Genomic DNA, 12,681 nt, shown 5'->3' with positions numbered 1-12,681 from the left:
CTATGCAACCTAAGAAAATCTTACTCTTTATCGTGGGGCTACTCGCTGCCCTTTTTGCAATGACCTTTTTCAGTCGTTATCACACCACTGCCAATGGTATGGTGCGTGAGGGCATTGCCTTTGGTGATGGGATGTTGCGCTATCCTACTCCCGATATTTTAGGAGAACTCTTCAAAGCTGATGAAAAAGAGAACAACAAACTCGATGAGCTTATCAAAGAAACTTCAGGTACTATCGTTGATGAGAAAACAAAAAACTTAGCAACTAACGATACTATCGAAAAAGATTCGCTGCATACCTTAGATACCAATGTAGAGGGTAAAATCTATTACCCTGGTAATAAAATTGATTATATCAAGCGCCTCAAAGCCAAGCTCACTCAGGGAGTATGCCAAATTGTACACTATGGCGACTCTCAAATAGAAGGCGACCGCATTACAGCTTATATGCGCAACCGCTTGCAACTTTCCTATGGTGGGGGCGGACCTGGATTTATCCCTATTAAAGTAGTGTATAGCCAAAATAGTATAGATATTGTTGCTTCACCTAACTGGATGCGTTATGCTTTCTTCGATCGTAAACAGCGCAAAACTGTGAAACACAATAGTTACGGACTTTATGCTACTTATTCGCGCTTTACACCTTATGTGAAAGATACAGCTTTGTTGAAACCTACAAAGGCATCCTTTACAATCAAACCTTCTAAAAAATCCTACGCACGCCTGCAAAACTACACTAAATTTGGCTTGCACTATGGCAATGCCGTCAGCCGAACTGCAATTAAGGTATATCAAGGAAAAAATGTAATTAAAATTGATACCCTTATCGCCGATGGTAAATACCATAACTATCAACTGAATTTTGCTACTACCCCCGAAGAATTACGCGTAGAATTAGAAGCGCGTGTAAGTCCTGATTTCTATGGAATTACGCTTGATGCTGCTTCAGGAGTGCGCGCCGATAACGTGGCAATGCGCGGTGAAGCAGGACGTATTTTCACCCGTATGAACTATGAGAATTACCGCCAAATGTCTGCTGTCCGCAAACCCGACCTCTTTATTTTTGAGTTTGGTGGTAATACAATTCCTTATATGAAAACCGATCAGCAGCTGAAAGACTATGTTGAAGGGCTCATTTTCAATATGAAATGGGTAAAACGCGCCAATCCTAATGCGATGTTTATGCTCATAGGCAATGGCGATATGACTACCTCGCGCAATGGCAAGCGCATCACTTATCCTTACGTCCCTAAACTCAATGATTTGATGAAAGAAGAGTGTATGAAAAACGATATTGCCTATTTCAGTATGTATGAGGCTATGGGAGGTGAAAACTCTATGATTACGTGGGTTAAAGAAGGTATGGCTGCTGCCGATTATGTCCATTTTAGCCCTAAAGGAACTAAACTTATTTCAGAAGTATTTTATCAATGTCTACATAACGACCTAGCGGCGGTAGAATAACAGATTTTATGACAGACTTTTTCAACAATTTCTTTACTTTTAATCCCGAACATCCGCTTACCTTTGTGCGGATAGACTTCTGGATATTCTTCGTCTTGGTATATGCCATTTTTGCTCTAATTTACCGACGCCGACACCTGCGCAATCTGTTTTTGCTACTCGCTAGTTTTTATTTCTATTACAAGGCAAGCGGTCTCTTTGTATTGCTATTGGTGTTCAGTACTGTTACCGATTTTTATCTGGGGCATTACATCTATCGCCAAACTGAAGAACGCCATCGCAAAATAGCTGTAACCGTGAGCGTTTGCTTGAATTTGTTTGTGTTAGCATATTTCAAATACGCTTATTTCTTTACCGATACTTACAACGCGCTATTCCATACCCATCATCAAACTTTTAACTATTTGGCTTATTGGGCAAATGGTTTTAGCAATCAGGGGTATTTCACTGTCGATAAAATCATTCTGCCCGTAGGGATTTCTTTCTATACTTTCCAAACGATTAGCTATACAGTAGATGTCTATCGCAACAAAGTAACACCGCTCAAATCTATACTCGATTTTGGTTTCTATGTGAGTTTCTTCCCTCAACTTGTAGCAGGACCTATCGTGCGTGCTGAAGAGTTTGTGCCTCAAATTCTTAAAAAAACAGTTGTTTCTAAAGAAGAGTTCAACAAGGCGATATTTTTCATTCTCAAAGGGCTTATCAAAAAGATGATTTTTGCCGATTTCATCGCTTTGCACTTTTTGGACAAAGTATTCGATGCACCTTCTATGCACACGGGCTTTGCTAATATGCTGGCTCTCATAGGCTATTCGTTGCAAATCTATGGTGATTTCTCTGGTTATACTGATATAGCCATAGGGGTAGCACTGCTAATGGGTTTCCAATTGCCCGTAAACTTCAATTCTCCTTATAAAGCTCTGAACTGCGGCGATTTCTGGAAACGTTGGCATATCTCCCTTTCCACTTGGTTAAAGGACTATTTGTACATCCCATTAGGGGGTAACCGCAATAGTACCATAGGAACTTTTGTCTTCTCCTTGCTCTTTGTGGTAATTTTGGTAGTAGCTATCAACAATCTAGCATTTACCCTCATCACAGGGCTACTATTAGTAGCGGGCTCTGCGGTTGCTTTCTTTTATAAACCTTTTGAGCGTTACCTCACTACCAATATCAACATTATGCTCACAATGCTCATTGGGGGCTTGTGGCATGGTGCGTCGTGGAAGTTTGTCATCTGGGGCGGACTCAATGGTTTGGGAGTGGTAGCTTATAAGTATTGGCGTAAGATTAGTCCGTATGAGAACAGCAATTTGTGGGTAGCACGTGTTTGGAAAATAGCTTTTACTTTTGCTTTTATTACCTTCACCCGAGTGTTCTTCCGCAGTAATGATATGGAGAGTGTGAATCAATGGTTTGACCAAGTCGCTCATAATATGGACTGGGGTTCGGCTATGCAAGTGATGAAGTACAACAATATCAGTTTAGGAATTATTCTCATAGGATATATCACCCATTGGTTACCACAAAGTTGGAAAAACTATACCGAGCACGTCTTTTCCGAGAGTCATTACGTGGTAAAAACAGCCATCGCTTTAGTGGTAGTGTTGATATGTTATCAGGCCTATTCTACCGATATACAGCCATTTATCTATTTTCAGTTTTAATCGAGAATTAGGATTTAGAAATCAATAATCAGCCCTTTTAGTCTGTCTACTCTCTCCGGGACCCTCAGAAATCTTCCAAGATTTCCTGAGTTTCTCCCTATAATATTCTCTCTACTTTTCTCTAATTTGCTAATTCTCAAATTTGCAAATTCCCAAATTATTCGTATTTTTGCCGATTGAAAGGGCTGTTACGCCCACTCTATTAACGTAATAATCATAGAAAAATGAGTTGCAATACTTGCACACACAATACAAATAATAGTTGTAATACAAACTGCGGAGCCCGTAGCTTTGGCACTGCCAAACTATCTGTTTTTGATTGGCTGGCAAATACCCAACTCCTTGGCGGACAAGAGTATTTTGATTGCGTAGAAGTGCGCTTCAAGAACAGTCGTAAGGAGTATTTTCGCAATGTAGATAAATTGCCCCTCCAAATGGGCGATGTAGTAGCTACCGAAGCTCCTTCAGGGCACGATGTAGGGGTAGTAACCCTCACCGGTGAATTAGTGCGTTCGCAAATGAAAAAGCGCAAAGTGGATTGGGAGGGCGAGATACCACGTGTGTATCGCAAAGCTAATCAGCACGATATCGATGTGTGGCAACAGTCACGAGCTAAAGAGATAGAAGTACAAAAACAATCGCGTGAATTAGCTATTGCCTTGGGTTTAGAGATGAAAATCTCCGATGTAGAATTTCAAGGCGACGGCTCTAAAGCAACGTTCTACTATACTGCCGAAGGGCGTGTAGATTTCCGTCAGCTCATCAAGGATATGGCAAAAGCCTTTTCGGTACGCATAGAAATGCGACAAATAGGTTTCCGTCAAGAGGCTGCTCGTTTAGGTGGGATAGGCTCTTGTGGTCGTGAACTTTGCTGCTCTACTTGGCTCACCGATTTCAGAAGCGTTTCTACATCTGCAGCGCGTTACCAGCAATTGTCCCTCAACCCTCAAAAACTCGCAGGGCAGTGTGGCAAACTCAAATGCTGTTTAAACTTCGAACTCGATACTTATCTCGATGCCTTACAAGATTTTCCTCGTACCGATGTGAAACTCCACACACAGCGCGGTATGGCATCGTGCCAAAAAATAGATATTTTCAAGCGTTTAATGTGGTTCACTTATGACGAGAACCCTATCACTTGGCACAAATTGTCAGTAGATAGCGTAAAGGAAATCATAGAGATTAACAAAGAGGGGGAACCTATTGAGGAATTAGAAGAGTACGCTATAGTTACCGATTTGTCCTCTCGTAAGAACACTTCAGCTTATGAAGGTATAGAACTCACTCCAGTAGAGGAAGATAGCATCACCCGTTTCGATACGCCTAAACGCAAAAAAAGCAAGCGCAGCAACAAAAAAAGCAGTAACGCCAATAAACCTCAGAGGGATAACAAACCCCAACAGGCGCAGGCACAAGGACAGCAAAATCAGCCTAATCAAGCACAATCAGGACAGCCTAAACAAGGGCAACCTAATAAAAAGAAACAACAACCCAAGCCTAAGAATAATAGCAACAATGCCAATAACAACAGCAATAATGCTAACAACAATGGTAATAACAACTCTAATGCTGCTAAGAAAAAGTTTAATAATAAGAATAACAAGCCTAAAGCTCCTAATGCCGATAAACCTAAAAATGAGAACGTTTAGTATATTATTGCTATTGATATTCCTTGTCTCTTGCCAAAATGGGGTAACTTATAGCGAATATGTATCCTTGCCTAATGGTTGGACTAAAAATGAGCCTGTAACTTTTCTTATAGAGGAAAACGATACTTTGGCTAAGAAAAACCTATTTATAATGTTGCGCAATGATGAGCATTACGAGTTTAGCAATATCTACCTGATTGCCAAAATGGAAGTGCCTAATAGCGATAAAGTAATTGTCGATACCTTGCAGTACGAAATGGCAACCCCTGAAGGTAAATGGTTAGGTGATGGTTATTCAGCAGTGAAAGAGAGCAAATTGTGGTACAAAGAACAATTTGTTTTTCCTGCGAAAGGCAAGTACAATATCAAAATAGAACAAGCAATGCGCAAGATCGGTGATAATGAGGGAGTGCCAGTACTCAAAGGAATCACCGAAGTAGGACTACGCGAAGAAACTAATAAATGATTGCCTAATATAGAAGAGTTTTATCTAGTCTCAAACTCGTGTAAACTCGTGGGAGACTTTTAGCTAACACTTGATTTAGGTAAAAAAATAATAAACTATGAAAAAAGAAAACAGCACAAACAATACTAGTAGCAGCCGCAAGTCTAAAAAAGGACTCAGTGCGGTGGTGAGATGGTTTTGGTATATTTTTATAGCGGGTGTAGTAGGGGTGTTATTGCTCTTTGTATCAGCTTCTTTTGGTTTGTTGGGCGAAATGCCCGACTTCCAACACTTGGAAAATCCTGAAACTAATTTAGCTACCGAAATCGTTACTGCCGATGGTAAATCATTAGGAAAATTCTATTTAGATGAAAATCGTACCCCTATCAAATTTAAAGACTTACCTAAACACGTAGTCGATGCGCTCATCGCTACCGAAGATGAACGTTTCTACGAGCATTCAGGGATAGATGTCCGCGGTACACTGCGCGCAATGGTCTATTTAGGCAGTAAAGGTGGCGCTTCTACTATCTCTCAACAGTTAGCTAAACAACTCTTCCATAAAGAAAAAACTAGAGGTTTAGCTCGATATACACAAAAAATAAAAGAATGGGTCATCGCTACTCGCCTTGAAAAACAATATACTAAGGAAGAAATTTTAGCAATGTACTTCAATATCTACGACTTCAATAACAATGCCGATGGCATACGCTCAGCGGCTAAAATTTACTTCGATAAAGAACCTAAAAACCTCAAAATAGAAGAAGGGGCAATGTTAGTGGGAATGTTCAAAAACTCTGCCCTCTACAATCCCGTAAAAAATAAAGAAGGGGTAACCAATCGCCGCAACGTGGTACTCGCCCAAATGGCTAAGAACAACTATATCACTCAAGAACAAAAAGATTCTTTGCAAAAATTGCCATTGAAGATTAAGTTTACCCCCGAAAGTCATAACGATGGGATGGCAACCTACTTCCGTGAGTATCTGCGTTCTTATATGAAAACGTGGATTGACCAAAACCCTAAACCCGATGGTACTAAACACAATCTTTACCTCGATGGGTTGAAAGTCTATACTACCATCGATTCTAAAATGCAAGCTTATGCCGAGGCTGCTGTAAAAGCCCATATGAAACAATTGCAAAAAGCCTTCGATGCTGAAAATAACCCTAAGAAAAACGCTACATACCCTTTTGTCAAAGTCTCTAAAGATGAGTATAAAAACCTAATGGAGCGCGCAATGAAAAATTCTAATCGCTGGATACACCTCAAATATTTAGGCTATTCCGAAAAAGAAATCCGAGAATCCTTTGATAAAAAAGTCGAAATGCGTGTCTTTAGTTGGAAAGGCGAAAAAGATACTATTATGACCCCGCGCGACTCTATATTGTACTACAAAGCCTACTTGCGCACGGGTATGATGTCTATGGAACCTCAAACAGGACATATCAAAGCGTGGGTAGGAGGTATCAACTACAAGCACTTCCAATACGATCAAGTAGTACAAGGGGCTCGCCAAACGGGTTCTGCCTTCAAACCTTTTGTATATGCTACCGCTATCGACCAGTTGCACTATTCGCCTTGTTTGGAACTTCCTGATATCCAAACTTGTGTGGAAGCTAATAAATATGGCAATGTACAAGCGTGGTGTCCACGTAACTCTACGGGTAATTTCACTGGTAAGATGATGACCCTCAAATACGCTTTGGCAAACTCGGTGAACTCCATTACCGTAAACCTAATGGACAAAGTAGGACCTATACCTGTCATCAATTTGGTGCGAAAACTCGGCATCACTTCCGATATGCCCGAAATGCCTTCTATAGCGTTAGGTACTGCCGATGCTACAGTCTTCCAAATGGTAGGCGCTTATGGTACTTTTGCTAATGAAGGTGTATATGTAAAACCAGTGTTGGTAACTCGTATAGAAGATAAGAATGGCACAGTGCTATTCGAGAACACTCCCGAAACTCATGATGTAGTAAGTGCTGAAGTAGCACGTGCAGTAGTGAACTTGATGGAGGGTGTTACACGTTATGGTTCAGGGGCGCGCTTGCGTACCAAAGGAGCTGAAACTTATAATGCGATTTATAAGAATGTAATGACTGGTTACCCTTATCAGTTTACGAACCCTATTGCAGGTAAAACAGGAACAACCCAAAACAACAGTGATGGTTGGTTTATTGGTATGGTACCTAACCTTGTTACGGGTGTTTGGGTAGGAGGAGAAGACCGCGCGATACACTTCCGTACTACTGCCTACGGTCAAGGGGCTACTATGGCACTCCCTGTATTCGGCTATTATATGAAAAAATGCTATGCCGATAAAGATTTGAACGTTTCTAAAGGTGCTTTCCCAGCTCCTCAAAATATAGAAATCCCTATAGATTGTAACAAAGAAAAAGAAGGTGGTACTGAAGAACCTGAAATCGATTTCTAGAAAAACAAAACTCTTTTTTGAACAAATATTTGCGCCTTTGTAATATTTTTATTAGTTTTGTCGCTCTTACAATAATAAACAAAAACACTCTTACATTTTAATTAAGAATATGAAAATTAAAAAATATACCTTTACTACCCTCGCTTGTTTGCTCTTAGGTAGTATGCCTATGCAGGCGCAAAACTCTCAAAAAGACACCATTAACAAGAACCCCTCTAATAATTTTAAACGCGAAGGCTTACGTAAATTCAACGATAATCCTAACATAAAAAAATACGATGAAAAATGGCTGAAAGAACTTTCAAATTCCGATTTGTTCTTTCAAATGAGTGAAGATGTAGCTGCAACTCCTACTGATGTAGATTATAGCGAGTTGCCTACCGAAGTCCTTAAAGAACGATTGAAAAAATTAAACGAAAAAACTCCTTTCAACGTCGAGTACAACCCCGTATTGGAACAAGTAATCAAATCATTCTTGAAAAATCGCCGCTCTTCCTTAGAACGCCTGATGAGCCTCAGCGATTACTATTTCCCGATGTTTGAACAGGAAATGAGTAACCAAAAAATCCCTCTCGAAATTAAATATCTCGCTATTATAGAATCTGCTTTAAACCCTAAAGCGCGTTCGCGTGCAGGAGCAACAGGTTTGTGGCAATTTATGTATGCTACAGGTAAAAGCTATGGATTAGAGGTCAATAACTATGTCGATGAACGCAGCGATCCCATTCGTTCTACTAAAGCTGCTGCCAAATACTTGAACGAACTCTACAAAATATTTGGTGATTGGGATCTAGCTCTCGCTGCCTATAACTCAGGTCCTGGTAATGTAACCAAAGCTATACGCCGTTCTAACGGAAAAACCAATTATTGGAATTTGCGCCCCTATCTTCCTCGTGAAACAGCAGGGTATGTACCTGCTTTCTTAGCAACACTTTACATCTTTGAATATGCTAAAGAACACGGATTCAAACCCCAAAAACGCGCAAATCACCTCTTCCAAACCGATACCATTCGCGTAAAACAAGCTATCCCTTTTAAAGATATAGCCGAAATTACTGGTATGGATGTCCAAGATATCCAATTTTTTAACCCTTCATATCAACTAGATGTAGTACCTTACGTCGAAGGCCGTAATTACGCAGTGAGATTGCCTATTTCTGAGATAGGTAAATTCGTCTCCAATGAACAAGCTATCTACAACTACCTAAATGAACAAAAAGCCCAACGAGAACAAATCCTCCCTGAAGTAACTAAAGGTAACCAATATGCCGGAGGTAAATCTACTAAAAAAACAACCTATACAGTCAAAAAAGGCGATAACCTAGGTAAAATAGCTAGCCGATATGGAGTGAGTATTAATAATATCAAACGATGGAACCGAATGAAATCTAATAACGTTCGGGTAGGGCAACGACTTACAATCTACAAATAATAGATATTACAAAATAGATGCTAAACACTATGAAGAGAAGAGCTTTGTTGAAATTGTTAGGGCTTTTTTCAGCTGTGCGTGGCTATAATATCGCTATGCTGTGTGTAGCTCAGTACTTGGCCTCTATATTTGTTCTCTCAAAACAACCTTGGAAAGACGTAATTTCCGACCCTTCCTTGCTGATGTTAGTAATCGCTGGTGCTTTGGCTATCGCTGGTGGGTATATTATCAATGGTTTTTATGATAAAGATAAAGACTTGATTAATAAACCTACCCAAACAATGATCGATCACTTAGTAAGCCAAAATACTAAACTCACACTTTATTTCTTACTTAATTTTCTCTCAGTGATTGTTGCTAGCTATGTCTCGTTTAGAGCGGTAATCTTCTTTTCTGGCTACATCTTTACAATGTGGATTTATTCACATCGTATCAAAAAACTACTGCTCTGGGGTAACTTCATTTCGGCAACTCTAGCTATCATACCTTTCTTCGCAGTTTTCGTGTATTATCGCAATTTCGAAGCTGTTATTTTTGCACACGCCTTACTCATTTTCCTGCTGATTCTTACCAAAGAATTTATTAAAGATTTGCAAAACATCAAAGGCGATCTCACTCATAACTACGCTACAATTCCTGTGGTCTATGGCGAACGTTTTGCTAAAAAACTTATTACCTCCACGCTCTTACTTTGCTTATTACCTATTTACTTCTTACTTCATTGCTTCTCTATATTCAAATTAACTTACTTCCTATATTTCACAATTGTTTATTTGTTGCTTTTTATAGGCCTACTCTGGAAAAGTAATTCCCAATTTCAATACAGATTCTTATACAATATGCTCAGAGTGATTCTTGTATTGGGAGTCTTTAGCGTGATATTAGTAAAGCAAATCAAGAGCTAAAAAACATATTGTTTTTATTGAGAGTTATAATAAAAATCTCTTTTCAGGATTGTCCCCCCTTCGGAGGAACAGAGGCTTTATTACACTATGCAAAATTTTACTACTTATGTGTTCAATTTCTTACTATTTGCACTTTTCGTCGATAAAATCAGCCTTTCTGTCGATATTATTTCCTTAAATCTAATCTTCATATTACTTTTGCAACACAATTCTAAGTACACAACCTAAATTACAATAATAATTTTATAGATTTTTCCTTTTTTTGGATAGCTCGTGATAGTGGAGTATATGCAAGGTAATTATCAAGTAAATAAGTCGGAGACTGAACTTTAACAAAACATTAACTCATTTCAGTGATTGTCTATAATTATTTTGAGCTACTTTTGCAGGTGAACTCTTAATAAAAACCCACTTTACCCCCTTATCCAACCTTGTCTACCTCCTTCGGCTTTTCCGAAAAACTAATGATTAATAATTAAAATATTATGAATAAATTTTTTTTAGCAGCAACAACCGCTATCGCATTGGTAGCTTGTAATAATGGGAATCAACAGCAACAACAATCAAAAGAACCTGAGGCTTATCCTGTGATTATAGTAGGCGAACAAAATACGGTTTCTTATCTCTCTTATCCAGTGAATATAGAGGGAGTGGTGAATAGTGCCGTACAAGCCAAAATATCAGGTTATATCACCAAGGTATTGGTAGATGAAGGTCAGGTAGTAACCCAAGGTCAGCCGTTGTTTCAGTTAGAAACTCAAACCCTTAACCAGTCGGCAGCCTCAGCCAAAGCAGCGGTGGATGTCGCTAAGGTAGAAGTAGATAAATTAGTGCCCTTAGTAGAAAAAAATATCGTGAGTCCCGTGCAATTAGCAACAGCCAAAGCCAACTTGCAACGCGCTCAAGCTGCCTACAACGAGGTGGCGAGTAATATTGGTTTTGCGGTAGTAAAAGCACCTGTAAATGGGGTAGTAGGAGCGATTAATTTTCGCGAAGGTGCCTTAGTAACTGCCAATAATACAGTACTCACTACCGTTTCTGATGTGAAAGAGGTATATGCTTATTTTTCAATGAACGAGAAAGAATACCTCGACTTTTTAGCTAACACCGAAGGCAAAACCACTGCTGAAAAACTCAAAAACCTGCCTGAGGCTTCTTTGGTATTGGCTAATGGAAAAGAATATGCCGAGAAAGGTAAAATTCAAGCGGTAACCGGACAAATTGACCCCTCTACGGGTAGCATACAGTTCCGCGCTACTTTCCCTAATCCTAACAAATTGCTCACTAATGGCAATAGTGGAACGATTAAAATACCTCAACATTTTACTAACTCACTCGTAATCCCCGAAGTCGCTACCTTTGAGCAACAAGGAAAAGTATTTGTATATCGCGTAGCCGAAAAAGACTCCTTGCGACAAACCGTCATCACACTTAAAAACCGCGCCGATAACTATGCAGTTATAGAAAGCGGACTCAAAAAAGGTGATACCATCCTCGCTCAAGGTCTCAACAAAGTACATACAGGTACCGTAATCAAACCCCAACCTATCTCAATGGATAGCCTCGTAAAGAAAATACAACCCATCTTTTAGTGAAAAGTGAATAGTGAAAAGCCACTTTTGCTTCACTACACTTTGGCAAAGTTGCCCCCGTCATTCGTCATTTGCCCCTCGTTATTATGAAATATTTGTTATTATTACTCTTTTCTCTGCCTCTCACAGCACAAGTTAAGGAATCCCAAGGCGGAGGCATAAAGGATGTAGGGAGAATTCCTAACGAGCCCCCTCTTTATATTATCGATGGGAAGAAAATTACTAAATAGAGTCTAAATTTTAAAAAACTTCGACCCAAAGATATAGCCGAAATCTTGGTGCTTTTTAGAGAAGAAGCTAAAAATCTTTTTGGTAATAGTGCAAAATATGGAGCGGTATATATCATCACTAAGGACACTTTTCGGAAAGCAAAAGCACTTGCTAATAATCCTCCCAATAGAGAGCTCAATAAGGAAGAGCAACTTTATGCAGAGATTTGGGAATTCTATCAAACCTATCGCCTTATAGTGGTTTCAGGTAAAGTTACTGATAAAGAGGGGAATCCTATGGCTAATATTAGGGTATATAATAAAGATAGGAATACCGAGGTTCTGACTGATAGCATAGGTAATTACACTATCCAAGCACGTCGTTGGAATGCGATACAAGCTGAGAATATAGAGGATTGTTACCTTGTTGTAAAAGAAGCAAAAGAGCAAAGCCATAACTTTGTACAACACCCTCCTATTGAAAGCAGAAGTAGCGACCCAAGAGCCTCTACACCTTCTATAAGTTTGAAAACTCCTTGCGACAAGCTGTTTATTCTCAATGGAATACCTATAGAAAAAAAGGAAGAGTTTCTCAAAAAAATACGACGGAAGAAAATAGAGAAAATAATAGAATTAGATGGACAATTAGGAGTTCCATTATATGGCTCTCTTGGAGCCTATGGAGTAATCATTGTAAACACTAAAAAATAAAAGTTATGACCCGATTTACTATATTTCTATTCTTTCTTACGCTTTCCACTATGGCGCAAATCACCGTATCAGGAAGGGTTTTTGATGACGAAAATAAACCTTTCCCTAGGGTAATAGTCTCCAATGGTAGAGAAAAGGTATATACCGATGCCCAAGGAAACTATA

9 protein-coding genes and 1 pseudogene are annotated in these 12,681 nt (G+C 39.3%); all 10 read left to right on the top strand.

Annotation, left to right across the window (positions count from 1 at the left end; translation table 11 throughout):
* Nucleotides 1–2: 2 nt before the first annotated feature.
* Entirely contained in the window at nucleotides 3–1,463 is a 1,461-nt protein-coding gene (locus Q0162_RS08995) for a lipase (protein ID WP_297890997.1), read from the top strand.
* 8 nt (nucleotides 1,464–1,471) lie between these two features.
* Nucleotides 1,472–3,133: an MBOAT family protein gene (locus Q0162_RS08990; RefSeq protein ID WP_297890996.1), complete on the top strand. Its 1,662-nt coding sequence runs from the start codon at nucleotides 1,472–1,474 to the stop codon at nucleotides 3,131–3,133.
* Nucleotides 3,134–3,357: 224 nt separating this feature from the next.
* On the top strand, nucleotides 3,358–4,782 hold the full coding sequence (locus Q0162_RS08985; protein WP_297890995.1) for a regulatory iron-sulfur-containing complex subunit RicT: 1,425 nt from the start codon (nucleotides 3,358–3,360) through the stop codon (nucleotides 4,780–4,782).
* Entirely contained in the window at nucleotides 4,769–5,248 is a 480-nt protein-coding gene (locus Q0162_RS08980) for a gliding motility lipoprotein GldH (RefSeq protein WP_002679890.1), read from the top strand. Before Q0162_RS08985 ends, Q0162_RS08980 begins: the two co-directional genes overlap by 14 nt.
* A gap of 97 nt (nucleotides 5,249–5,345) precedes the next feature.
* Entirely contained in the window at nucleotides 5,346–7,667 is a 2,322-nt protein-coding gene (locus tag Q0162_RS08975) for a penicillin-binding protein 1A (protein ID WP_297890994.1), read from the top strand.
* Nucleotides 7,668–7,776: 109 nt separating this feature from the next.
* Nucleotides 7,777–9,099 carry a lytic transglycosylase domain-containing protein gene (locus tag Q0162_RS08970; protein WP_297890993.1) on the top strand — a complete coding sequence of 441 codons (1,323 nt, stop codon included), beginning with the start codon at nucleotides 7,777–7,779 and terminating at the stop codon, nucleotides 9,097–9,099.
* Nucleotides 9,100–9,128: 29 nt separating this feature from the next.
* Entirely contained in the window at nucleotides 9,129–10,004 is an 876-nt protein-coding gene (locus Q0162_RS08965; protein ID WP_297890992.1) for a geranylgeranylglycerol-phosphate geranylgeranyltransferase, read from the top strand.
* A 485-nt stretch (nucleotides 10,005–10,489) separates the two neighbouring features.
* A complete protein-coding gene (locus Q0162_RS08960) occupies nucleotides 10,490–11,596 on the top strand; it encodes an efflux RND transporter periplasmic adaptor subunit (protein ID WP_297890991.1) in 1,107 nt (368 codons plus the stop codon).
* A gap of 278 nt (nucleotides 11,597–11,874) precedes the next feature.
* A complete protein-coding gene (locus tag Q0162_RS08955) occupies nucleotides 11,875–12,516 on the top strand; it encodes a carboxypeptidase-like regulatory domain-containing protein (protein WP_297890990.1) in 642 nt (213 codons plus the stop codon).
* A gap of 5 nt (nucleotides 12,517–12,521) precedes the next feature.
* Nucleotides 12,522–12,681 (top strand): annotated as a pseudogene (locus Q0162_RS08950) (carboxypeptidase regulatory-like domain-containing protein); the annotation flags it as partial.

This window comes from uncultured Capnocytophaga sp. (assembly GCF_937936315.1).
GTDB lineage: Bacteria > Bacteroidota > Bacteroidia > Flavobacteriales > Flavobacteriaceae > Capnocytophaga.
Note: the sequence above shows the minus strand (reverse complement) of the source record. Positions and strands in the feature narration are given on the sequence as shown.

What these genes read in the sequence shown, in the direction of transcription:
- Q0162_RS08995 (WP_297890997.1), top strand. Translation starts at nt 3, where the DNA reads ATGCAACCTAAGAAAATCTTACTCTTTATCGTGGGGCTACTCGCTGCC.
- Q0162_RS08985 (WP_297890995.1), top strand. Translation starts at nt 3,358, where the DNA reads ATGAGTTGCAATACTTGCACACACAATACAAATAATAGTTGTAATACA.
- Q0162_RS08990 (WP_297890996.1), top strand. Translation starts at nt 1,472, where the DNA reads ATGACAGACTTTTTCAACAATTTCTTTACTTTTAATCCCGAACATCCG.
- Q0162_RS08970 (WP_297890993.1), top strand. Translation starts at nt 7,777, where the DNA reads ATGAAAATTAAAAAATATACCTTTACTACCCTCGCTTGTTTGCTCTTA.
- Q0162_RS08960 (WP_297890991.1), top strand. Translation starts at nt 10,490, where the DNA reads ATGAATAAATTTTTTTTAGCAGCAACAACCGCTATCGCATTGGTAGCT.
- Q0162_RS08975 (WP_297890994.1), top strand. Translation starts at nt 5,346, where the DNA reads ATGAAAAAAGAAAACAGCACAAACAATACTAGTAGCAGCCGCAAGTCT.
- Q0162_RS08980 (WP_002679890.1), top strand. Translation starts at nt 4,769, where the DNA reads ATGAGAACGTTTAGTATATTATTGCTATTGATATTCCTTGTCTCTTGC.
- Q0162_RS08965 (WP_297890992.1), top strand. Translation starts at nt 9,129, where the DNA reads ATGAAGAGAAGAGCTTTGTTGAAATTGTTAGGGCTTTTTTCAGCTGTG.